Genomic DNA, 23,025 nt, shown 5'->3' on the forward strand with positions numbered 1-23,025 from the left:
TATATCCTGAAAGCATAGGATAATACTGTTTTTACCAAAAAAGGTATGCTACACTAAACCTCAGACGAAGAACGTCCCAAGCCATTATTGGCAGCATTGGGACGTTCTTTTTTATTTTTAGGGGGGTTGGTTGGTACTATGACGTTTAACGATGACTATGAGGAGGCACATCGGCGGTTTATTGAGACTCATATGGAAGGAAGAACGGGAGAGCGTAAGGGGAGGCTCTCCAGAGGGCATAACTTCGCCGAGAAGCTGTTCCTGCAGAACGTGTGGTGGCCGCTATTCGGCAGCTTCGAGCATTTGCATCCCGAATATGAGGTTTATGATTGGAATCGTAAATCGCAATTCATAGACTTCGCTTATTTACCCCCACAAGGCATGTTTGCTATTGAGTGCGACGGCTTCCAAAGCCATGTGAAAGATATGGACCGTGAGAAATTCAGTTATTCCTTAAATCGAGATACATTCCTCACAGGGATGGGGTGGAAGATGATTCACTTCTCCTTCGACGATGTCCAGAACCGTCCGGAGATTTGCATCATGCTGCTAAAGCATGTTCTCGGTACGCATATGATTCGAGGCCGGCATAACGCCGGGAGCCTATTCATCCCATCTTTTGAGAGAGACATTCTTCGGCTAGCTTTTCACACGGGAGGACGTGTCGGTCCCAAGAATTTATCCGATTATTTCCGAATCAGCTTCCGCACCGCGCGCAAAAGACTGCAGTCGCTAGCTGCAAAAGGAATGCTAAAGCCCATTGAGCGTGGCGTCCAGATTCGATATTATGAGCTGAACGACCGTGCTATTGAGCATCTGTAACCGCACAGCTAACTAGCTTGGTAGAAGACTAACCAAATGGTGCACAACGTGTAAACGTAGGCGAATGGCGGTACAATAACTGGACTAATTAGAATATGCTGCATGAAATGCAGCATATTGACCCATCTTGGGCGGGTTAGGCGAGTTATCCTGCACAGAATGCAGGATATAGCCCTCGATTTGTGCTTTTCAGGGCTGATTTCGTGAGATATCCTGCATTTCGTGCAGGATAATTCAGGTTACTAGGCTGCGTTGCACCATTATATTGTATTTCGTGCATCGTAGGTGGGCGGCGGTGGTACTCAACTAAATAGTTACTGGGCACATACGCAACAATTTGTTGCACAACTTGCAGCGTATGCGGATTGCAATACTTCAATCTCTCCCCTTCCCCAATAGCTGGGCTATTAGGATATGCTGCACGAAATGCAGCATATTGGCCCATCTAGGGCCAGCTGGACAAGTTATCCTGCATAGAATGCAGGATATAGCCCCGATTTGTGCATATTGAGGCTGATTTTCTCCGATATCCTGCATTTCGTGCAGGATATTTCGGGTTACTGGACCGATATGCGCCTTTATAATGCATTTCGTGCAACGTAGGTGGATGGCGGCGGTACTTAAACTAACTAGTTACTTGGTGGGCACGCACTACTATAGTGCACAACAAGTTACCTAGGCGCACGGCGGCACTTCAACTAATTAGCTGCTTGGTGGACACGCACTACTATGGCACACAGCGTGCTACTTATGGAGATTAGCGTTACTTCAACTGACTAGCTACATGGTGGATACGCACTAATCTGGTGCATTTCGTACAACGTAGGCTCACAGCGGCACTTAACTAACTAGCTACTAAACGAGCAAAAGGCCACGGGAATAGCCCGTGGCCTAATCTTTAAAGCAAGCTGGCCGGGGCTTAGCCCAGCGTCAGCTCGAACAAGCGCGCGGTGCGCGGGCTTGGCAGCGTCACGCGCAGCTCGCCTGCAGCGGCGTCCCAGCTGCAGCCGGTGTTGCCTGCGGCTGCCGGGTACGCGCAGCGCGCGGCAAGCGGCTTGCCGCCGAGCTCCGGCAGCGGCAGAGCAAGCTCGCTTGCCGCGCCGCCGATGCGCCATACGGCGAGGTAAAGCTTGTCGCCGCGGCGCAAGCCAAGCGACAGCCAGTCGTCGCCATGCGCCGGCAGGCCAAGCGGCCATACCGGCAGTGCCTCGCGGATGTCGCCGCGGATGGTTTTGTAATAATCCAGCGCTTCCTTCACTAACTCGCGGCGGCGCGGGCTCAGCTCGGCCAAGTGGCCGGATTGGTGAACGCGGAGCAGCAGCGCGTTCACCATGTTAAAAATAACTTCCTCGTCGTCGCCTTCGCGAAGCGGATACGACCAGACGGCCGCCTGCTCCGGTGTAAGCACGGCAGGCGCACCCGCCGCGATCGACGCGTATTTGACGTAATCTTCCTGGTCGCTGGTCGATTGAATGCTGTAACGGCTCAGCATCGAATAGTCCATCCGCATGCCGCCGCTGGAGCAGTTCTCGATCACAAGCTCCGGATAACGAGCAAACACGCCGTCCAGCCATGCCAGGTAAGCACGGTTATGCTGGAGCAGACCATCTCCAACGCTATCCGCGTCCGTCTCCGTACCTACACCCGCGTTGATGTTGTAATCCATCTTGATGTAGCCTACGCCATAGTCCTCGACCAAGCGGCGGATAACCTCATCCGCATGGGCGATAACAGCCGGATTGCGGTAATCCAGCTGGTAACGGCTGCGATCCTTCACCCGCTTCCCGTGACGCATGAAGAACCAGCTGTCATCGGTATCCGCCAGCTTCGGCGAGTTGATGCCCATAACCTCAAGCTCAAGCCACAGGCCAGGAATCATCCCTTTGCCGCGGATATAATCGAGCACGTATTTGATGCCTTCCGGGAAGCGTTCTTCCGACGGCAGCCACTGGCCTACGCCATCCCACCATTCGCCCGGCGCGTACCAGCCCGCATCTATACAGAAGTATTCGCAGCCTACATCGGCAGCCGCATCAATTAGCGGAAGCAGCTTTGCGGTCGTCGGCGAACCCCACAGGCAGTTCATGTAATCATTAAAGATAACGCGAAGCAGCTTGTTATCGTCATTCTCGCGGCGAATCCGGCGGCGGTACACGGTCAGTTGCTCAGCCGCTTCCTCGACTCCGCCCTCTACCGCGCCAATCGCAACCGGCACCGATACGAATGTCTCGCCCGGAGCCAGCTTCAGCCACCAATGATTGTCATGCTCGGTTGGTCCGCTGATCAGCAGCGTCAGACGGTCCACCTGGTCGGTCAGCTCCCAATGCCAAGAGCCGTTATGCTCGATCTGCCAGAACAGGCTTTCACCCGAAGCCGTGTTCGACATAATCGCCATCGGAATAAGCTCGGCCGCCGACCAAGAGCCTGTGTTGCTGAACGCCAGACGCTTCGAGCCGCGGTCGATCAGATGAGACATGCCCAGCTCCGGCAGCGTATACGTCCGCCATTGCAGCTCGCTTTGCCATGCGTTATGCGCAAGGGTTAATGTTACCTTGTCATCGCGGTCGCCTTCGCCGTCTTTATCAAATCCGGTCAGCGCGAAGGAGGATACGTACTCGACGCCAACCTCCTCCCCGCCTTCGTTCACCAGCTCCGTCCAGCAGCGCGCAACGGCTACGCCGTCATAGAACTGAACGTTCCACAGAGCGGAAACGCCCGTAACCGGATCCTTGAGCCCCAGCACCAGCTTCCGTCCGAACTCATTCCGGCTATCGGTCAATCCGTCAAACACCATCCGCAGCCCCGGCTGCGAAGCCCGGTGCGTACGGCCATGATATTCCGCCCGGTCCTCGCCGGTTAATTGGAGCTCCATCAGGCGGAAGCCGTCTTTTTGCTTAGCCGCAACCGACTCTTCCACCCATGGTTGCGCGCCGAAGTGAAGCAGCAGCACATCGCCATTCTCCCGTACCTCATACACCAAATGCAGGCCGTTCTCTTCGATCTTTGTTATCCCCGTCGCCGTAGCCAATTTCTCCATCTCCTATTCCCGCCTTTCCGTTTCTAACGAAACCTCATATTCTTATTCCGCTAAGTTCGCAGCTTTTTCAAATCTAACGAAACTCAGACACGCTATTCACCTTCAAACCATGCTCAATCAGCAAAAATAGGCCAAATAACGCTACCTCGTTTCGTTAAACTCACAAAGCCGCTCAAAATGCCCAAATAACGTTACCTCGTTTCGTTACTTCCCAGAGTGGGGCTTGCCCCAATGGGCATCACACGCCACTTCAACCCGCTAGCCACGTAGGTGGCAGCATGCCCCAATTGGCATCGCAAGCTATCATCAGCCCGTTAGCCCCGCAGGTGGCGCATGCCATCCTAACCGAATAAAAAAGGCTGTCCCATCAGCCATTGGCTTCTGGGACAGCCCCTCGTTAAAGTAGCTTATTCGGCCGACCCGAATTGCTGCCATGCAGTCTGGATTTCGTTGATGGCTTGATCTTTCTTCTTGCTGCCGCCGATGTAAGCCTGCATGATTTCGCCGAATTTCTGATGGAACGTATCGAGCGAGTAGTTAACCGACAGGTCGCCGGATTTTTGCGTTTTCAGGATCTCTTCCATTTGCTTAGGCATATCCAGGTCAGGAAGCGGAGCGTCCTTGATTGGCGGAATGACCTTCGCTACATTGGAGAACCATTGTTTGCCGTAATCCGAAGTGTACAGCCAGTTGAAGAAGTCGATCGCTTCACGGGCTACTTTGGAATCCTTGTTGATGCGAAGCGCTTGGTCCGCGCCTGTTACGATTTGCGCTTGTTCAGGCTTGTCGCTTACAGGGTAGCCAGCGATGCCGATTTGAATGTCCGGGCTGATTTTCTTGATCGCTTCTTCATCCCATGCGCCTTTGCCCGTCATGAACGCTGCTTTGCCTTGCGCAAAGTCGCTTACTTCCGCGTTGCTGTCGCGCTCAAGCGGCTTGTCCGTGCCATGCTTAACCGTCAGGTCGATGAAGTTGAAGAAGTTGTCCTTCAGAACCGGATGATCGTTAAACGTTGTTTTACCGTCGATGAATTGTTGTACCAGTTCTTTTGGTGCGATACCCGCATCTTCAGCAGCTGCGTTTACATAGTGTTGGAAGATGTGCTTCCATACCCACCACTCTTTGTAAGCGTTGGCGAATGGCGTGATTTTCTTCGCTTCAAGCTTCGCGATATCGTCGTTCAGCTCCGCGATCGTTTTAGGAGGCTCGGCAATGCCTGCATCCGAGAGAAGCTTCTTGTTGTAGATCAGCGTCATCAGATTGCCTTTAACCGGCAGACCCAATACTTTGCCGTCCGAAGAAGTCATGTTCGCTTTAACGCCGTCCGTCATCGCGGCCGCAAGAGGCTCGTTAGTCAGATCCGCGCTGTATTCCGCGAATGTATCGATGTCGCCGCCGGCAGTCGTCTGGAATACGTCAGGCGTGCTGCCCGAAGCGATTTTGGATTTCAAAACTGTATTGTAATCGGCTTGCATGATTTCAAGGTTGATCGTTACGTTTGGTTTCACTTTTTTGTACTCGGCGATGTACGCGTTGAACGCATCCGTGTACTCCGGAGAAGCCGTGAACATATTAATCGTTACCGGTTTGTCGGAAGCCGCGCCATTACCCGCCGCACCACCGTTATTAGCTGTGTCGTTGCCACCATTGTTGCCGCCGCAAGCAGCAAGCATGCCGCCGACCAGCGCAAGGCTGAGCGACACCGAAGCTATTCTTTTGAACATTGTAACGCCCCCATTTCTCATAGTTGCCAGCATTCTGACTTCCCGTCCTGATGGCGGGCTGCTCTATCGCTGACCTTATGCACACGTTTATCATAATGAATACGGATCGGGATAAAAATGCACATAAGTGACTAGTTAAGGGTAAAAAAGCGGAGTGTTGCCCTTGTTCACTTTTTATCCCTCCTTGCCAGCGGTTCGATACTCCGTCGGTGAAATGGAGAAATAATTCCGGAATGCTTTGCTGAAATAGTTCTTGTCCTTGTAGCCGAGCATCTCGGAAATATCCTGAATCTTCAGGCTTGGATCGTCAAGGAGCTCCTTCGCCTTGTCCATTCGAATACGCTGCACGTACTCATGGATCCCGCATCCGAACTGCTGCTTGAACAGCTTCATGATGTATTCCCTGCTCAGAAAATATTTATCGGCGAACATCGATATTTTAATGTCCTCATAATACCGGTTGTCGATGTAGGCTTTAATATCTCCAATCTCGAAAGGACGATTCGCGGACAACGTCATGCGCAGCTGCTCCAGATAGAAGTGAAGCGAATCCTCCAGCAGCTTGCTGAACTGCTCATAGCTCGCAAAGTCGTCGGACAGGCCCATGAAGCGAACAGGATGCTCCTCCATTAAAGGCAGCTTGTCTCTTGGAACGCCTAGCTCCAGCGACATATCGTTCATGAGAATAATAAACCTAGCCAACGACTGGTCCGCTTCTCCAATCGTGAACAAATCTGCGCTGCCCCATTTCCGAAGCTCCTCCGACAGAATCGACTTCGCGCCAGCCGTGTTGCCGGACTCCAGCGCCGCACGGAACATTTGAATTCTCCCCGTTACAGGATAACTTTCATTAACGGACTTAATTACGGTATTGGCGACAAAATAACCCTTCAGCTTGAGCAGATCAATCCCGTTGATCGCGGCTTTGGCCGTCTCGTAAGAAGAGGCAATCTCCATAATGCTTTCGCAGGGCGTGCCGATCCCGGCCACAGCCACGATGCCAAGCAGATCCTGAAGCGCCGCCAGCGCTTTGTTCATTTGGTGCAGCGACCGGTACGCGATATCCTCCTGATAAGCATCCTTCATCGTCAAAATAACGATAAGCTCGCGGTCCATCTTGGGACTGGCGAAGCTGAACGCCTGGAAGTACTCTCCCGCAATCTCGTTCAGCATATTCCCCACGGCAAAATGAAGCAGGTCCACGTCCGAATGGAACCGGGCTTTGCGTACCTTCTCCATGTTCAGCATTCTGAGCACAACGACGGCAAACCGGTTGTCCGGATCATCCGCTCCGATCAGCGGAAGAAAAGCCTCGTTCGTCTGGCTGCGGAAGCTGCGGTCGATAATGGACAGATACATTTTTTCCTTCAGCTTGGGCAGGGACATATTGAGGGTAATATTGCGGTTAATGAATTCGCTCTCCCGTACGCGGCGCGCTTCCAGCAGATCAACCGCCTTGCGCAGCGCGGCATTCAGGTCCAGCCGGTTAATCGGCTTAAGCAGATAATCGACGACCTTGGAGCGAATGGCTTGCCGGGTATATTCAAAATCGTTATAGCCGCTTATGACGATAGTCGGTAGATCCGGGTAGTCCTGCTCCAGCACCTGCAGCAGCTCCGCTCCGCTCATGCCCGGCATCTTCATATCCACCATCACGAGGTCGATCGAATGATTCGCGATCATCTCAAGGCCCATCTTGCCGTCCGTGGCCTCCAGCACCTCGTCTACGCCAAGCCCTTTCCAATCGCCCAGAATCCGAATGGCCTCGCGAAGCGGTTCTTCGTCATCAATAATAAGAACTTTATACATATTGCCCGCCTCCCCGCGGTATTAGCATTTCCATCTCCGTGCCGGACGGACTCGTCCGGATGACTAATTGCGAGCTTATTCCGTACAGCAGCTTAAGCCGCGTATTCAGGTTAACCAGTCCTACGCTTCTCTCTTCTTCCGCCCGTTCATTCCAATCACCCTCGAAGGATTGAAGCACCTCTTTCAGTCTGCCCGGGGCAAAGCCCGGTCCGTTGTCGCTTACGATAATAAAGGCATGTCCGCCAGCCGCCCTTGCGTTAACCCGAATGGTGACGGGGCTGGAGACCATCTCGACACCGTGCTTGATCGCATTTTCCACCAAGGTTTGAAGCGACAGCTTCGGAAGCTCCAGCTCCTTCAGCTCCGGATCCCAGTCGATAACCAGCTGCAGCCTGCCCCCGAACCGCGCCTTTTGCAGCGACATGTACCGTTCGATATGCAGCAGCTCTTCGCTCGCGCGGACGATATCCTTGCCGCTGATGCAATACCTGAGCGTAAGCGCCAACGCATCCACCATATCCGCGATATCGAAGCGTTCCGCCTTCAGAGCCTTGGTTGATATCGCCTGCAGCGCGTTATAGAGGAAATGCGGATTAATTTCCGCTTCAAGCGCCTTCAAGATCGCATTCTTCTCCACCAGCTTCATCTTGTAACGCTCGTTAATGAGCTCATTCGTCTGGCTGACCATCTGGTTGAATTGACGGGACAAATACGCCAGCTCATCCCGGCCGACCACCTCGGTAGAAGCCTCGAAATCCCCGGTACTAAAGCGCTTCATCTGCTGCGACAGCAGCTTAAGCGGCTTGGTGACCGCATTGGAGAAATAGGTGATGAGCACAACCGCGAGCAGCAGGAACAAGAGACCGATCATAAAGTTCAAGTTACGGGTTGTTTTCGCGGCCGCATAAAGCTCCGTATACGGTATCGGCTTCACTAATTTCCAGCCTTCCTGCGCCCCTACGTTATAAACCACCAGGTATTTGTCATTCTCCGGCGACTTCCAGGTAAGTCCGTTGGCTCCCGTTCCGTCCGTCATCATCTGCTTCATCAGGCCGCTGCCCTCCATCGATTGGTAGAACGTTCGGTTATCCAGCGAGAACGGCACATTGTCCGGGCTTAGGAAGAGCAGATGCTGGCCTTTTTCCTCGGGAATGTCCCTCATGATTTTGTTGATCGTGCTTCTGTTGTAATAGAAGGACACCACCGCCTGCGGCGCCCGGGTCGAGATTGAGCGGAGCACCCGGTGATACGCCATAAAGCTGCGGCTCGGGTCCATATCGTAGCCCCGTTCTTCATTCGACAGAAGGAAGGATTGATACGCCTGATTCGTCCCGCTGTCCATCGCCTGCTTGTACCAGGACATCGTCGGAATGCTGTCCGCTTGGCCCGACCGGATCTTGATATCGAAGTTTTCCTTGGCAATCGTGTAGTACGTGCCGCTTCGGACGAAATACAAATAGATCGCTTCGAGATCCTCATTGCTGCGGGAGAAATACATATTGCGGAGGTAATCCTCCACGTACATTTTCGATGCATAGTCCGAGGCTGCATGCGTGATGGCAAAAGCCAGCTCGTCATAGTTAATTTGCGGCAGCGACAGCTGCTCCATCCCCGCGAGATAATCCTCCAGATTCTTGTTGACGAGAAGCAAATTGTTCGACGTGCTGGCGATGCTGTTATTTAACGCCTCCCGCTGCAGCATCTTGTACGAGATAAAGGTCAGAGACCCTACAACCAGAATAATGATCGTCGTAAAAAGCAAAATAAGCTTGTTTACCAATCGGCTGGACACACGCTCGGTCAAGGCGCCCCAGCTTTTTGCGATACGATTTGCGATAACCATCCACTCCCCCATGCCCAAGGCGTCTGACGCACAGTTCACCTTTTTACCCCTAACAGATTTCATATATCCATTTTGGCTGCCTTAAGGCGCAATTATAATACACAGTATATCGAATAAGGTACTGATGTATAGTCGGCTAACGACAACAAGACACACTAGGCGACAACTGACGACATCGAGAAGAGGTGCAAATATGTTTAAGAAAATGGGGAGAAAAGTGAGCGAGAAAGTCGAGTTCGGGCTGTTCACGCTGCCGGTTCTCATCTGTATCGCGATCGCCTTCTACATTCCGTTCGCGATGACGATCCGCTATTCCCTGACCAAATGGAACGGGATCTCCAAGCATCCTAAATTTATCGGACTTGATAACTTCAAGCAAATTTTCCTGCATGACACGAACTTTACCCAATCGGCATGGTTCACTATTAAATACGCGGTTCTTTACATTGTGCTCATTAACGTGTTTGCGATCCTGCTGGCACTGGTGCTCGACATGAAGCTCAAATCGACGCCTTGGCTGCGTGCGGCATTCTTTATCCCGTATATCCTGAGCCTGGTTATCGTCGGCTTCATCTGGAAATTCATCTTCATGCAAGGCTTCGAATCGCTTGGCGCAAGCACGGGCTGGGGCATCTTCAAGCTCAGCTGGCTCGGTGAACCGGGACTAGCCTTTATCTCCGTCCTGTTCGTATCCATCTGGCAGTCGATCGGCTTCTATCTGGTGATTTACATTGCCGGCCTGCAGTCGGTGCCGGATGATCTGAAGGAAGCCGCCACCGTTGACGGGGCTGGCCCAGTCCGCCGCTTCTTCAGCGTGATCCTGCCGCTTCTGGCTCCATCGATTACGATCTCGGTCTTTATGGCCCTGACGAACTCGATCAAAGTATTCGACGTGATCCTGTCGCTCACCGGAGGCGGTCCCGGCGGCACGACTTACAGTATCGCTTACGACATCTACCGCGATACCTTCCAGAACAACCTGTACGGCTATGGTACGGCGAAAGCGCTGATCCTGTTCGTTGCCGTGCTCATCATTACCGTTATTCAATTGACGATCTTCAAACGCAGGGAGGTTGAGGCATAATGAACCGTCAATCCAAAGCCGGACGCATCACGCTTGAAGTGGTGATGGTCCTCCTGTCTCTGTTGTTCCTGTATCCGCTGTTCCTGGCGATCATCAACTCGTTCAAGAGCTTTGGCGAGGTTATGAGAGACGTCATTGCTCTTCCGACCAAGCTGTCGTTCGGCAACTACGAGCATGTGTGGAATGTGATCAACTATCCGAAGCTGTTCCTGAACAACTTCGTCATCACCGGTCTTGGCCTCGTGGGGATTATCCTCGTTTCCTCGATCGCGGCTTATAAGCTTGCACGCACGAAATCGAAATGGAGCGGCTTGATCTACATGCTCTGCATTATGCCGATGCTGATTCCGTTCCAATCGATTATGCTTACCGTTCTGAAATTGTCCCAAAAGCTCTACATTACCGAAAGCACTTGGGGACTTGGCCTTCTGTACTGGGGCTTCGGCGCACCGCTGGCCGTGTTTATCTACCATGGCTTCGTAAAAGGGATCCCGAAAGAGATCGACGAGAGCGCAACGATTGACGGCGCTTCCGGCTTCCGCCTCTTCTTCAGCGTGATCTTCCCGCTGCTGAAATCGGTAACGACAACGATCGTTATTATCGACGTGATGTGGATCTGGAACGACTTCCTGCTGCCGCTCCTTATGGTTAACGGCTCGCCGGATACGAAGACGCTGACGCTTGCGGCTTACACCTTCGTTGGCCAATATACGTCGGACTGGCAGTATGCGATGACTGCTATGGTGATGGCCGTTCTTCCTTCAATCGTCGTGTTTATCTTCCTGCAAAAATATATCGTTAAAGGCGTTGTAGCCGGCGCCGTTAAAGGGTAATGGCGTTAATGCCCATCCGCTCCTGCCGCATCCATGCATGCGGCGGGCCGGGTGGGCATTTTTTGCGTCTATCGTCAGCTAAAGCTGGCGATTCGACAGAATCGCTCTTTTTTAGAACGATTATCGTAACTTTCGACAAAAAGTGATACACTATCGATTAGTAAGAATTGGGAAGGAGCATTGCCTACCATTTATGATCTACAAGATCCGGCCTCGCAAAGGCTTTAAGCTGTCCTCTATCATTTCATTTGTCGTTATCCTGTCTGTTCTGATTACAATCTTCATCAGCACCGTTATTGGCTATAATACCGAGCGGAAATCGCTCTTCAATAATACAATCGAGCTGAACGGCATTGCGGCGCTGAACTTAAGCAAAACCACGCAGTCGCTTGTGATCTCCATGCAGAAAAGTCTAGAAGTAACCGCGAATTACTTCTCGGACACTGAGCTGAACGACGAGAATGTCTTATCCCAGCTGGATTTCTTCATGGGAACAAGCCCGTATTTCAATTCGCTGACGATTGTGAACAAGAACGGCGTTATTGTCTCTACCTCGCCGAACAACCTGAATCTGATCGGCAGCAAGCCGACCTCGGAAGCAACGACGGAATCGCTCCGGCTGAAGAAGCCGTATATCTCGAAGCCGTTCCATGCGATAACGAACCGCTTGATCGTTATGGTAAGCTCGCCGATCTTCGACCGTAACGGCAATTACAAAGGTTTTGTCGGCGGGTCGATCTACCTGCAGCAGGCGAATATTTTCCGCGATATTCTTGGCGTTCAGGCGAGTACAACGAGCGGTTCCTACTTCTATGTGGTGGATTCCTCCGGCTACCTGATCTATCACCCGGACAAAGACCGCATCTCGGACAATGTGAGCGGCAATCCGGTTGTTCAGAAGCTGATGAAGGGAATGTCCGGCGCACAGCGCGTCATCAACTCGCAGGGGCAGAATTTCCTCGCGGGCTTTGCGCCGGTACCGGCCGCGGGCTGGGGCATCGTGTCGCAGACTCCGCAGAATCATATTACGAATATCTCGGAAAATGTCATTCAGGAGATGGTGAAATTCTCGGCACCGTTCGTGCTGCTGCTCGTCATCCTCTCGTTCTGGCTGTCCCGCAAGCTGGCACACCCGCTTAACCGGCTGGCTACTTACGCCTCCCGCCTCTCCGGCGGAGACGAGAAGCTGAAGCCGCTTCAGGCGGACGTCAGCTGGAACTATGAGGCGAACCAGCTTGTCGATACGGTAGCCGTGGCTTTCAACAAGCTGCGCGCGCAGAAGGAAGAATTGCATGCCGAAGCGAATACCGATGCGCTCACCGGCCTGACGAACCGCCGGACTATGGGCGCGATCACTACCTTATGGAAGCAGCAGGGCACGCCGTTCTCGGTCATTATTATGGACCTCGACCATTTCAAGAACGTCAATGACCGGCATGGCCATCAGATGGGCGATGAGGTGCTGAAGTTTGTGGCAGGCATCATGGTAAGCGAGAAGGGTCCGGAAGATTACTGCTGCCGCTTCGGCGGCGAGGAGTTTACGATGCTGCTGCCTCATGCGACAGAGGCCGAGGCCGCTCAGGTGGCGGAACGCATCCGGCTGCGGATCCAGCAGTCCGTTACGCCAATTGGCGAATCGGTGACCATGTCCCTTGGGGTCGCGACCTTCCCCGATGCGGCGGAGGAAGTCGTCGAGCTGTTCAAATTCGCCGACCAGGCGCTCTACCAAGCCAAGCGCGACGGCCGCAACCGCACGGTTGCCTACAGCAGCCTGATGAATATGGCGCGAATCTAATTTGAGGCTGCCCGCCTTCAGCTGGGCAGCTTTTTTTGTTCGCTTGCCCGGTAACCTTCACTCCATAGGTCCACTATCTTCTAACGCCGCGGCATTTCTCATACCTTAACTACAACTACTTTAAGAGAAGGAGACGGAAGCCTTGAATTATTATATTGATGTGGAGCCGGGAGTTAGTCTGTACGTGGAGGACACGGGCGTAGGGAAGCCGATCCTGTTCGTGCACGGCTATCCGCTGGATCACCGTATGTATGAGTACCAGATCAACGAGCTGCCCAAGTACGGATACCGCTGCATCCGGATGGATCTCCGGGGCTTTGGCAAATCGGATTCCCCGTGGGAGAGCTATAGCCTGGACCGAATGGCCGATGACGTGCGCTGCATTATTGATACGCTAGGCTTCAAAGAGCTTACTCTTGCCGCCTTCTCAATGGGCGGTGCGGTAGCCGTCCGCTACATGGGGCGGCATGCCGGTCATGGCGTCAGCAAGCTGCTCCTATTCGCTGCGGCGGCCCCTTATATTACGAAGCAGCCCGGCTTTCCGCAGGGCATGCCGCCCGAAGGACTGGATGCCCTCATCGGACTCGCGTACCGCGACCGTCCGCTTATGCTGCAGGAATTCGGCAAGCTGTTCTTCCATAACGAACCAACGCCGGCGTTCAGGCAATGGTTCGATTCCGTGCAGCTTGACCAGTCGCCTCGGGCTATTATCGCCTGCGGATATACGCTAAGGGATGAGAATGTGAAGGCTGATCTGGCACGGATCAAGGTGCCGACGTACATTTTCCACGGGGTGTATGACCGGATTTGTCCGTTCGAGCTGGCCATTATAATGAAGGAAACCATCCCGAACTCTATCCTGCTCCGGTTCGATAACAGCGGTCACGCGATTTTTTACGAGGAGCTGGATCTGTTTAATGCCTGCCTGCTGGAGGCTTTGCGGTATTAATTTCACATCGTTAATTAAGCTTCCGCCAGCTTTAATACGGAGGCTTTTTCCCATGGCCGCAAGGACAAAAGTATTGTTTTTCCCTCCGAACATGGAGATTCTGTAAAAATAGGTTTACAATAAAAGAAAAAATTGTACTCTGACGTACTCTTTAGGATGTGACTGACATGACCCAGCCTTACTCGTGGAAACGCAATTTGATCGTTTTATGGATTGGTGTTTTCTTTTGCAGCACGGCCTATTCGGTATCTATTCCGTTCATTCCGCTGTTCCTGCACAATGATCTCGGAGTGAATAGCCATCTGGAAATGTGGTCGGGATTCGCGTTCGGCATTACGTTTCTGGCCAGTGCGCTTATTGCGCCTTATTGGGGATCTCTAGCTGACAAATACGGCCGCAAGCCGATGCTCATTCGTTCGGGCTTCAGCTTAGCGGCACTTTATTTCATTACGTTCTTTATTAAAGACCCTTATGTGTTCCTGGTGCTGCGGGTGTTCCAAGGCCTGCTTGCCGGCTACGTGCCGGCGGCTATCGCCCTTGTCGCAACGAATACGCCCGAGGAAAAATCCGGCTACGCCCTTGGCATCATGGCAACCTCCGGCGCAACGGGCGGCATTATGGGACCGCTTATCGGCGGTACGGTCAGCCATTATATCGGGAACCGGGAATCGTTCGTTTTCTCCGGCTGTATCGTGCTTGTGGCTGCGCTTATCGCAACCTTCTTCGCCACGGAACATAAATTCAACCGCTCCGGCGTGCGCTCCTCCGTCTTGGATGACCTGAAGCATGCCTCGCATAATAAAGCTTTCCTGACGCTCCTTGGCATGTCTGGACTTGCGATGTTCTCGGTTATGATTCTCGAGCCGCTGCTTACCGTCTATGTACTGCAGTTAGGGACGAATGAACAGGATGCTTCGCTCCAATCCGGGATAGTGTTCTCGGCAGTTGGGATTGCGACCTTAATCGCCGCTCCCCAGTGGGGTAAATTCGGTTCGAGAATCGGCTTCTCCAAGGTGCTCTTTATCGGCTTGCTTGGCGGCGGGATCGGCAACTGCCTGCAGTTCTTCGTTGGGCATATCGCCGAGTTCGGAATTTTGCGCTTCGTATACGGCCTGTTCTTCGCCGGGGTGACCCCGGCTATTAACGCGATGATCGTGAAGTCGACGGAGACAAGCTTCCGCGGACGAGCCTTCAGCTTGAACCAGTCGGCTACCCAGTTCGCTACCATGCTGGGACCTGTTATCGGGGGCGTGCTGGGCGGCATCATCCCGATTAAATGGGTATTTATCATTAACGGCGTTATGCTGATGATTGCCGCCATTCTGGTGAAGAGACAGCATATGGAGGAAAAAATGGCCGCCTCCAAAGCCGCCGCCGAGCAGTCTTAAACTACGTTAAGGATAATCTAGAATATTCCCCCACTTCGCATATATAATGGTAGAGTGATTGAATCTACCTATGGAGAGGAATGGTAAGATTGTTCGGAAAAGTAGCTGCCGACATACTCGGTCTCAGCGATATCGGGTCGGTTATCCGGCCGGAGAATTATGATAAGGTGGATTCTGACGATTACGTCATGCACGAAGACGGCGAAAAGATTTATTTTCTGATCAAATCCAAAACCGATGAGTACTGCTTCACCAACTTCGCCCTTATTCATCTGGACGGCACCAGTGCGGTCAGCAAGAAACGAATGCTGCACCGTTACCCTTACGCGACGAACAAGATTAGCAACGTAGCGCTGGAGACGGCCGGCACGGTCGATCTGGACGTCGAGATCAAATTCGCGATTGGCTCCGTACCGTTCTCCATCGACGTGAATAAGAAGCATATCGAGCAAGTGAAGGACTTGTACAAATCCCTATTCAAAATATCCGAAATCCACCATGAGAACGAAATCAGCCTTAGCTTTGCCCGCCAAAGCCTGGAGCTCGCTTCCTCGACTTTAAGCCATGCCCATAAAGGCGACTACGATGTAGCCGATACGTTCAACAAGCTGAACCAATCCGCCTTCAACTGGCTCGAGGGAGCTCAAAAGCAGTACAAGGTAAAAGATTTCGGTGCCATCTTCGATCGTTATATCAATCTTTAATGCGCTAAAATAAAACGCCGCCCCATGAAGGGCGGCGTTCTTGCGTTTGGCGGGGCATGTTCCGGCTTGGTCTTGGTCAGAATCAACGGGCTATGCCGAGGTAAATCGCTCTACCTCCCCAGCCGAACGGCTTGCTGATAATACACTGCACGATATGCAGGATATACGCACATTTGCAGGCCGATAGAGAAATTACGCTGCACAGAATGCAGGATATTGCGTCCATTCGAGCGGATTAGGGCCATAAATCATTAATATAATGCATTCCGTGCAGTATAGTTCAGGTTACTGGGGCAATGTGCATCTTTATCCTGCATTTCATGCAACGTAGGCGAACGGCGGTGCTTCCCAACTGCATAGTGCAGCTTCAATGCTCGAGCAAATGTTTGAGCAACAACTGGCTCCTAGCCGCCGCACATGGTTCGCCGCGCGCTAACTGCTGCACCTTCCCTGCACCTTTGCCGCACCTTGGAGCTCCCGCTAAACCCGAAGCTCCATATGCCGGATCCGCGAGCTCTCCACTTGAATCGTGGAATGCTGAATGCCGAAGCGCTCCTCGATCAGCTTGATCGCCGCTTGCAGCACTCCCTGGCAGTCCGTTCCGTCTGCCACCTGCAGGTGACAGCTTAAGGAATCCAGGCCGGAAGTAATCGTCCAAATGTGAAGGTCATGCACGTCAACGACGCCGTCGATCTCCCCAAGCGCAGCGCGCACTTCCTTCTCGTCCACGTTCACCGGAGTCCCTTCCATCAGAATGTGGACGGTATGCTTCAGCACGCTCCAGGCGCTTTTTACGATCAGCAGGGCAACAACCATCGATATAATCGGATCGGCAATATTCCAGTCGAACAGGTAGATCAGAAGCCCCGCAAGCACGGCCCCTACCGAGCCAAGCGCATCGCCGAGCACGTGAAGGTAAGCGCTTCGAACGTTCAGGTTGTTATGGACATCCCCTTTGCGGAGCAGCGCCCAAGCGCTTGCGAGGTTGGCGAGCAGGCCGATTGCCGCAATCAGCATCATCGAGCCGCTGGCCACGGACGGCGGATCAAACAGACGGCCAATGGCTTCCCAAATAATAAACACCGAGATAACAACAAGCGTAATTCCGTTAAATAAAGCCGCCAAAATTTCAAACCGGTGAAAACCAAACGTGCGGACCGCCGAAGCCGGGCGAGCCGCGAACCATACCGCTACAAGGCTAAGCACCAATGCGCTCACGTCGCTCAACATATGCCCCGAATCGGACAGAAGCGCAAGGCTGTTCGTCACGAGTCCCCCAACAAACTCCAGTACCATGATGCCTGCTGTAATGATTAAGGCAATAAATAATCCGGTCTTGTTGCCCGACATATCAAAATGATGATGATGCCCGTGATGCCCATGGTCATGACCATGATGCCCGTGACTATGCCCATGACCTTGGCCATGTTGATGTCCGCCGCTGCAGCTGTCCGCATGATCCTTGCCGGAATGCGAATGCTCTCTTTCTGGATGATTATGTTCATGACTCATAAGACTGGCACCTCACTTAAAATATATGAACAACTATTCATATGTTTATGATGCCGTAATCGCCTTCTTTTGTCAATCCATGGATAAGCTTTTTTCGCTCAACGCACAATCCGCCCGGCCTTGGGATTTGACCAAGACTGCGGGCGGAACGGATCTTCAAGTTATGGATTGTTCGTATGCTGCACGTTTTGCAGCTTCTGGGATGCCTTGCCTTTGCCGTAACGGACCTGGTTTTTCTTCTGCTTGGCCTGCGTGGCATGAACCTTTGCCACAAAATCGCTAGTCGATTCCATGTTCGAATCCCCTCCTTTGCCATTAAGTAGGGTATCCGCGGAGAATTCACCTTATGCGTCCAGCGGCTCGACTGTTACAGCACCTTGGATAAAAAAGCTTTCGTCCGCTCCTGACGCGGCTCGTCGAACAGCTGCCGCGGAGCCCCTTCCTCCACAATCATGCCCTGCTCCATGAACAGCACCCGATGCCCAACCTCCCGGGCAAAGCCCATCTCATGCGTAACGATGACCATCGTCATCCCTTCCGCGGCTAGCTCCTTCATAACGGCAAGCACCTCGCCTACCATCTCCGGATCAAGCGCCGAAGTTGGCTCATCGAACAGCATAATGCGCGGCTCCATGGCAAGCGCCCTTGCAATCGCAACCCGCTGCGCCTGACCGCCGGACAGCGAGGCCGGGAACTGTCCCGCTTTCTCGCCAAGACCCACCTTGCCAAGCAGCGATAGCGCAAGCTCCTCGGCATTCGCCGGCTCCAGCTTCCGCACCTGCACGGGTGCAAGGGTAATATTGCGCAGCACGCTTAGATGGGGAAACAGATTAAATTGCTGGAAGACCATTCCCATGCGCGATCGTATCTCGGTAATAGACGACCCGGCTTCCAGCAAGGAGCGGTCTTCAATCCGAATCTCGCCGCGCTCCGGTCTCTCCAATCCATTCAGGCAGCGCAGCAGCGTAGACTTTCCCGAGCCGGAAGGGCCGATAATAACTACAACCTCCCCCGGCGCTACCTGCATGGACACATCCTTCAGGACGGTATTCGCTCCAAACGATTTATGGACTCCCGTTACTTCAATAATTGGTCCCGCCGTCATCCCGCCACCCCCTTCTTCTCCATCCAGCCCAGCAGCTTGCTAAGCGAGTAGGTCAGAATCAGATAGATAAAGGCGGCCGCCAGATACGGCTCCCATACTCGCAAATATTGACCGCGCATCACGTTGCTCCAGTACATTAATTCCGGCGCAGCGATGAGAGCAACAAGCGAGGAATCCTTAATGAGCACGACAAATTCATTGCCAAAGGCCGGTATCATCCGCCTTACCGCCTGCGGCAGGATAATAAATCGCATCGTCTGCCCGCTTGTCATTCCCAGCGATTGCGCCGCTTCCGTCTGGCCTTTATCTATCGACTGGATGCCGGCTCTGTAAATCTCCGCCGTATAGGCGGCCGAGTTCAAGGCAAGCGCGGTAATCGCCGCTACTATGGCATCGGTATGTCCAATGCAAGCGGGCACAAGCCCAAAATGCACGATCAGAATTTGAACGTATAAAGGCGTACCGCGAAAAAAATGAATATATCCGCTCGTCGGCCAGCTGAGGTACCATCTGGGCGACATTTTACCGAAGCTGACGGCCAGCCCCAGAATGGAGCCCAGCACAATCGCAAGCGCGGAGATCCCAATCGTCAGCGCGGCCCCTTTGAGCAATAACGGAATATAGTCGACAATGATATCGAATCGAAAATGCATGCGCTCGTCCTCCCCAGTCAAGAAAAAAGCATGCGCAACCTGAACCCATTACGCATGCCTTATGCCGCTTACTTCGCGTTTAGCACATTGTCGACGTTCGGCTCTTCTCCGAACCATTTTTTATAAATCTCCGTATACTTGCCGTTCTCGAGCACCGTCTTGATTGCCGGATCCAGCTTCGCCTTCAGCTCGCTGCCGGTCGGAAGCAAAATGCCGTAAAACTCCGATCCAAAGCTCGCCGTATCCATGATCGCCTTCAGCTTGCGCTCCGGATTGTTCTTCATATATTCGCGGACAATCGCAATATCGGCCACAACGGCATCCACTCCGCCCGAATCAAGCTCGAGCATCGCTACCGCGTTGCTGTCGAATCGCTTCAGATCGGTATTGTCATTGCCCATAATGCCGGACATCAACGTATCCGCCGTCGTGGACCCCTGAACCGCCACCTTCTTGTCTTTCAGGTCGGCCGCGCTTGCGACCGTGCTGTCTTCCTTCACCATAATCATATTGGTAGATTCAAAGTAAGGAACGGAGTAGTCGTAAGACTCTTCCCTCTCCGGCGTGATGGATACGCTCGATATCCCCGCATCATAGCTTTTGCCGGATTGCACCTCCGTCAGCATCGCGTCCCAGCCGGTATTCGTAATGGAATACTTCAGTCCCGCTTCATCCATAACCGCCTTCAGAAAATCAACGTCAAAGCCCGTAATCTTATCCTTATCCATAAATTCCATTGGCGCATAAGCCGCGTCGGTCGCGAACTTGTACACCTTCTCGCTGGCATTGCTGCTTGGCTTATCGCCGCTGCTTGCCGTATTGCCGCCGTTTTCCTTGTTGGCCCCGCATGCTGCCATCGTCATGATGAGAATTCCTGCTGCCAGAAGTACCGATAACCGCTTCCCCATGGTCCATTCCACCTCTCTCAACATTGGCCTAGCACAAATTGAGCTGCTCGTGCAATCGTCTATCAATCAGCTAGCAATTTATCAAGATTTTAGCAGGTAAGAACGGTTTAGCGCAATGCTATATGTAAGTTATTATAACATTTAAATAACATGGCGCTTAAAAGTCCAAATGCGTCAACGCGGTATTCACGCTCATCGCCGCTTTGCTCCCGCCGGCAGCCGCAACCACAAGCTGGGCGGGCGAGATTGTCGCTGCATCGCCGGCTGTGTAGACATGCTCTACCGTTGTTTTTCCGTAATCGTCTATCGCCAGACCACCGCTTTCATTTAATCTGCAGCCTAATTTCTCGGCAACACGGATCGGGAGATACCAGTCGGACGTTACAAAACCTCCCGTACGGGCCACTTCCGTCCCGTCGGTAAAAACGATCTTTTGCAGGCGGCCGCTTTTTCCCCTCAAAGAAGCAATTCGCTGCTCGAAGATCCGTACGCCCCGGCTCAGAAGCTTCGCCCGCTGCTGCGGCTCAAACGATCCAACCCCATTGGTGCACACAATCAGATCTTTGCTCCAGTTGTAGACCGTGGATACCATTGAGAACCGGTGGGACTCATTCTCCGAGATCACGGCAAGCGGCTGGTCTCTCATCTCCCATCCGTCGCAGTAAGGACAGCTGAACAAGGACGAGCCGTAATAATCGGCAACACCCGTTATGTCGGGCAGCTTCTCTTTTAGTCCAAGCGCAAGAATAATCGTACGTGCCTGATACACCTCACCGGTACTTGCCTGCACGAGAAACAGGGCATGCCCCCGCTTCACCATATCGACGGCTTTTTTCCGAACCACTTGAACGGAAGGATATTTGCTTATATCCAGATGCGCGGCCCGCCTGAATTCATCGGGCTTCACGCCGTCCCTTGTAATAAATCCATGCGACTCGCGCGTTACCGCATTCCTCGGCTTATTATCATCAAACAGCACAACATGCCGTCTCGCTCTTCCCAGTACAAGCGCCGCATTAAGACCAGCCGGTCCGCCTCCGATAATGGCACAGTCATATAGCTTCATCTGTTATCACTCCTTAAAATCCCTGCTCGTTATTGGTTAAGTATGGCATCTTTAGGCAAAAACAAAACGTTTTTAGAAGGAACAAAAAAACCGCGGCGCTTAGGAAGTCTTGCTTCACTTAGTACGCGGTTTGTTCGTCATTTATGCTTCGGTAGGGAGAAATGCGGGAAAAAGTTTATCCTCGAATCGGGTGGAGAGTACGACCAGCGTTGAAGAAAATCCGAAAGTATGGCATTTCTCTAGGAAGCCTTCCAAGGTCTCGCTTGTTTCCGTCACGACCTTCAGCAAATAATTAAACTCCCCGCTTGTTCGGTAGAAATCCACAATCTCGGGCGCAGCCTCGCTAAAAGCCTCGAATTCCTTGCAGCTGTTCGACTTAAACAGTACAAACGCCGTTGTATGCTTGCCAAGCTTGGATAAAGACAGCTCTGCCCGGTAGCCCGTAATGACCCTCTGCTCCTCGAGCTTTCGAAGCCTCTCGGTAACGGCCGGCTGCGACATGGCGATCATGCGGCTCATCTCCGAGATCGTAATCCTGGCGTTATCATGAAGGATCGACAGTATTTTGCGATCAATTTGGTCCATGGATGGAATCACCTCTTAATTAAAGGTTTGGGACAGCTACTAACGTAATAATTAAGTTTTCGGACGTCAAACTCCTTCATCCTCTTATGTGAATTGTAAGCCGATTCCAATAAACTGTCACTAATAACCAATGAGGGAGATGGATGACGATGACTGCGACTATTAATGAAACAAATAGAACGAATGGATTAAGCTTTTTCACCACGGGAGATGGCGTTCGGCTTGCCTATCGGCTGGAAGGGACCGCTGGCAAGCCGATACTGATGCTGGCTAACTCCATTGCTACATCCATGAATATGTGGGACGGACAGATGGAGGCATTTAAGGAGCATTTCCGCGTGCTGCGCTACGACTATCGCGGACACGGTGACTCGGATACCCCAGCCGGACCTTATTCCACGGACCGAATGGGCAGGGATGTCATCGAGCTGCTCGACTCGCTTCAGATCGGCCGCGTTCATTTTTTAGGGCTGTCGCTTGGCGGTGTCGTTGGACAATGGCTTGGCATCCACGCTCCCGAGCGGATTAACCGGCTGATCTTGAGCAATACCTCGTCTTACCTGGGACCCGCGGAGCAATGGAATGGCTTAATTGACTCGGTTCTGCAGGCCGAGAACCTGAATGGATTCGCCGATACTTTTATCAACAATTGGTTTCCATCGCCAATGATCGAGTCGGGGAGCGAGATTGTCGCAGCCTTTCGCAAAATGGTCCTCGCTACCCGCGCGGAAGGAATCGGAGGCAGCTGGGCGGCCATCCGCGACATGGATCTGCGCCGGACCGCTGCTCTTATCGGCAGCCCGACATTAGTTATCGCGGGTCAGTATGATACGGTAACACTCCCGAGCCATGGCGAATTACTCGCCGAGACGGTGCCGCACGCAAGGCTTCTTATGATGCCAGCCGTCCATCTCCCTAACGTGGAGTTTCCGGATTTGTTCGAGAGTGCTGTTCTGGACTTTCTGCTGGCGGATTAAACGGTAAAAGAGGCTGTCCCAAAAGTCATGAACTGACATTGGAACAGCCTTCATATTGGAGCGATAAGGTATACCCAGAGCATTAAAGTAGAGCTACATTGGATTCCATACCGTGTAATAGACAATTTTGAACGGAAACGCGTCCTACACTGGATTGGCTACAGTATAATCAACACATTTGGGTAGAAATAGGTTATTCTGGACTTAAACTAAAAAGTAGACACTTCGTTA

At 52.6% G+C, this 23,025-nt stretch carries 19 protein-coding genes; 8 read left to right on the forward strand and 11 right to left on the reverse strand.

Features of this window, described 5'->3' with window-relative positions; all coding sequences use genetic code 11:
* Nucleotides 1–138: 138 nt before the first annotated feature.
* On the forward strand, nt 139–822 hold the full coding sequence (locus CFI03_RS25715; RefSeq protein ID WP_248760752.1) for an endonuclease domain-containing protein: 684 nt from the start codon (nt 139–141) through the stop codon (nt 820–822).
* Between the two features lie 919 nt (nt 823–1,741).
* Here CFI03_RS25715 and CFI03_RS25720 read toward each other — a convergent pair.
* From CFI03_RS25720 to CFI03_RS25735, 4 genes are all read right to left on the reverse strand, one after another.
* The gene (locus CFI03_RS25720; RefSeq protein WP_248760754.1) at nt 1,742–3,859 is read right to left on the reverse strand and encodes a glycoside hydrolase family 36 protein; all 2,118 of its coding nucleotides are present in this window, start codon (nt 3,857–3,859) and stop codon (nt 1,742–1,744) included.
* Nucleotides 3,860–4,266: 407 nt separating this feature from the next.
* Entirely contained in the window at nt 4,267–5,583 is a 1,317-nt protein-coding gene (locus tag CFI03_RS25725; protein WP_248760756.1) for an ABC transporter substrate-binding protein, read from the reverse strand.
* A 174-nt stretch (nt 5,584–5,757) separates the two neighbouring features.
* Nucleotides 5,758–7,392, reverse strand: coding sequence for a response regulator transcription factor (locus tag CFI03_RS25730; RefSeq protein ID WP_248760758.1), 1,635 nt, complete (start codon nt 7,390–7,392; stop codon nt 5,758–5,760).
* Complete coding sequence (locus tag CFI03_RS25735; protein ID WP_248760805.1) at nt 7,385–9,235, reverse strand: sensor histidine kinase; 1,851 nt, start codon at nt 9,233–9,235, stop codon at nt 7,385–7,387. Before CFI03_RS25735 ends, CFI03_RS25730 begins: the two co-directional genes overlap by 8 nt.
* A 193-nt stretch (nt 9,236–9,428) precedes the next feature.
* On the opposite strand from CFI03_RS25735, the gene CFI03_RS25740 reads away from it, so the two are divergent.
* From CFI03_RS25740 to CFI03_RS25765, 6 genes are all read left to right on the forward strand, one after another.
* Nucleotides 9,429–10,319, forward strand: coding sequence for a carbohydrate ABC transporter permease (locus tag CFI03_RS25740; protein ID WP_127499175.1), 891 nt, complete (start codon nt 9,429–9,431; stop codon nt 10,317–10,319).
* Entirely contained in the window at nt 10,319–11,152 is an 834-nt protein-coding gene (locus tag CFI03_RS25745; RefSeq protein ID WP_127499173.1) for a carbohydrate ABC transporter permease, read from the forward strand. The genes CFI03_RS25740 and CFI03_RS25745 overlap by 1 nt, the downstream gene beginning before the upstream one ends.
* A gap of 193 nt (nt 11,153–11,345) precedes the next feature.
* Complete coding sequence (locus CFI03_RS25750) at nt 11,346–12,947, forward strand: sensor domain-containing diguanylate cyclase (RefSeq protein WP_248760767.1); 1,602 nt, start codon at nt 11,346–11,348, stop codon at nt 12,945–12,947.
* Nucleotides 12,948–13,089: 142 nt separating this feature from the next.
* The gene (locus CFI03_RS25755) at nt 13,090–13,896 is read left to right on the forward strand and encodes an alpha/beta fold hydrolase (protein WP_248760769.1); all 807 of its coding nucleotides are present in this window, start codon (nt 13,090–13,092) and stop codon (nt 13,894–13,896) included.
* 167 nt (nt 13,897–14,063) lie between these two features.
* Nucleotides 14,064–15,284, forward strand: a complete 1,221-nt coding sequence (locus tag CFI03_RS25760; RefSeq protein ID WP_248760771.1) for an MFS transporter — start codon at nt 14,064–14,066, stop codon at nt 15,282–15,284.
* An 89-nt stretch (nt 15,285–15,373) separates the two neighbouring features.
* Complete coding sequence (locus CFI03_RS25765; RefSeq protein WP_248760774.1) at nt 15,374–15,988, forward strand: PH domain-containing protein; 615 nt, start codon at nt 15,374–15,376, stop codon at nt 15,986–15,988.
* A gap of 480 nt (nt 15,989–16,468) precedes the next feature.
* On the opposite strand, the gene CFI03_RS25770 is transcribed toward CFI03_RS25765, so the two are convergent.
* The 7 genes from CFI03_RS25770 to CFI03_RS25800 all read right to left on the reverse strand — a co-directional run bounded on the left by CFI03_RS25770 (nt 16,469) and on the right by CFI03_RS25800 (nt 21,817).
* A complete protein-coding gene (locus tag CFI03_RS25770) occupies nt 16,469–17,500 on the reverse strand; it encodes a cation diffusion facilitator family transporter (RefSeq protein WP_248760776.1) in 1,032 nt (343 codons plus the stop codon).
* Between the two features lie 161 nt (nt 17,501–17,661).
* A complete protein-coding gene (locus tag CFI03_RS25775) occupies nt 17,662–17,793 on the reverse strand; it encodes a DUF4023 domain-containing protein (RefSeq protein ID WP_248760778.1) in 132 nt (43 codons plus the stop codon).
* A 74-nt stretch (nt 17,794–17,867) separates the two neighbouring features.
* Complete coding sequence (locus tag CFI03_RS25780; RefSeq protein WP_248760807.1) at nt 17,868–18,590, reverse strand: amino acid ABC transporter ATP-binding protein; 723 nt, start codon at nt 18,588–18,590, stop codon at nt 17,868–17,870.
* A gap of 11 nt (nt 18,591–18,601) precedes the next feature.
* Nucleotides 18,602–19,258: an amino acid ABC transporter permease gene (locus CFI03_RS25785; RefSeq protein ID WP_248760780.1), complete on the reverse strand. Its 657-nt coding sequence runs from the start codon at nt 19,256–19,258 to the stop codon at nt 18,602–18,604.
* Nucleotides 19,259–19,326: 68 nt separating this feature from the next.
* Nucleotides 19,327–20,166, reverse strand: coding sequence for a basic amino acid ABC transporter substrate-binding protein (locus tag CFI03_RS25790; protein ID WP_248760782.1), 840 nt, complete (start codon nt 20,164–20,166; stop codon nt 19,327–19,329).
* Nucleotides 20,167–20,323: 157 nt separating this feature from the next.
* Nucleotides 20,324–21,232 (reverse strand): NAD(P)/FAD-dependent oxidoreductase, encoded by a 909-nt coding sequence (locus CFI03_RS25795; RefSeq protein WP_248760785.1) that lies wholly within the window; start codon nt 21,230–21,232, stop codon nt 20,324–20,326.
* Between the two features lie 141 nt (nt 21,233–21,373).
* Nucleotides 21,374–21,817: an Lrp/AsnC family transcriptional regulator gene (locus CFI03_RS25800; RefSeq protein ID WP_248760787.1), complete on the reverse strand. Its 444-nt coding sequence runs from the start codon at nt 21,815–21,817 to the stop codon at nt 21,374–21,376.
* Nucleotides 21,818–21,966: 149 nt separating this feature from the next.
* Between CFI03_RS25800 and CFI03_RS25805 the strand changes: the two genes are divergently transcribed.
* Nucleotides 21,967–22,794 carry an alpha/beta fold hydrolase gene (locus tag CFI03_RS25805; RefSeq protein WP_248760789.1) on the forward strand — a complete coding sequence of 276 codons (828 nt, stop codon included), beginning with the start codon at nt 21,967–21,969 and terminating at the stop codon, nt 22,792–22,794.
* Nucleotides 22,795–23,025 lie beyond the last annotated feature (231 nt).

Origin of the sequence: Paenibacillus sp. ATY16, assembly GCF_003399985.2 — a bacterium.
Lineage (GTDB): Bacteria > Bacillota > Bacilli > Paenibacillales > Paenibacillaceae > Pristimantibacillus > Pristimantibacillus glycanilyticus.

What these genes read in the sequence shown, in the direction of transcription:
- CFI03_RS25730 (WP_248760758.1), bottom strand. Translation starts at nt 7,392, where the DNA reads ATGTATAAAGTTCTTATTATTGATGACGAAGAACCGCTTCGCGAGGCC.
- CFI03_RS25805 (WP_248760789.1), top strand. Translation starts at nt 21,967, where the DNA reads ATGACTGCGACTATTAATGAAACAAATAGAACGAATGGATTAAGCTTT.
- CFI03_RS25725 (WP_248760756.1), bottom strand. Translation starts at nt 5,583, where the DNA reads ATGTTCAAAAGAATAGCTTCGGTGTCGCTCAGCCTTGCGCTGGTCGGC.
- CFI03_RS25750 (WP_248760767.1), top strand. Translation starts at nt 11,346, where the DNA reads ATGATCTACAAGATCCGGCCTCGCAAAGGCTTTAAGCTGTCCTCTATC.
- CFI03_RS25775 (WP_248760778.1), bottom strand. Translation starts at nt 17,793, where the DNA reads ATGGAATCGACTAGCGATTTTGTGGCAAAGGTTCATGCCACGCAGGCC.
- CFI03_RS25760 (WP_248760771.1), top strand. Translation starts at nt 14,064, where the DNA reads ATGACCCAGCCTTACTCGTGGAAACGCAATTTGATCGTTTTATGGATT.
- CFI03_RS25715 (WP_248760752.1), top strand. Translation starts at nt 139, where the DNA reads ATGACGTTTAACGATGACTATGAGGAGGCACATCGGCGGTTTATTGAG.
- CFI03_RS25785 (WP_248760780.1), bottom strand. Translation starts at nt 19,258, where the DNA reads ATGCATTTTCGATTCGATATCATTGTCGACTATATTCCGTTATTGCTC.
- CFI03_RS25790 (WP_248760782.1), bottom strand. Translation starts at nt 20,166, where the DNA reads ATGGGGAAGCGGTTATCGGTACTTCTGGCAGCAGGAATTCTCATCATG.
- CFI03_RS25745 (WP_127499173.1), top strand. Translation starts at nt 10,319, where the DNA reads ATGAACCGTCAATCCAAAGCCGGACGCATCACGCTTGAAGTGGTGATG.
- CFI03_RS25770 (WP_248760776.1), bottom strand. Translation starts at nt 17,500, where the DNA reads ATGAGTCATGAACATAATCATCCAGAAAGAGAGCATTCGCATTCCGGC.
- CFI03_RS25720 (WP_248760754.1), bottom strand. Translation starts at nt 3,859, where the DNA reads ATGGAGAAATTGGCTACGGCGACGGGGATAACAAAGATCGAAGAGAAC.
- CFI03_RS25740 (WP_127499175.1), top strand. Translation starts at nt 9,429, where the DNA reads ATGTTTAAGAAAATGGGGAGAAAAGTGAGCGAGAAAGTCGAGTTCGGG.
- CFI03_RS25795 (WP_248760785.1), bottom strand. Translation starts at nt 21,232, where the DNA reads ATGAAGCTATATGACTGTGCCATTATCGGAGGCGGACCGGCTGGTCTT.
- CFI03_RS25735 (WP_248760805.1), bottom strand. Translation starts at nt 9,235, where the DNA reads ATGGTTATCGCAAATCGTATCGCAAAAAGCTGGGGCGCCTTGACCGAG.
- CFI03_RS25800 (WP_248760787.1), bottom strand. Translation starts at nt 21,817, where the DNA reads ATGGACCAAATTGATCGCAAAATACTGTCGATCCTTCATGATAACGCC.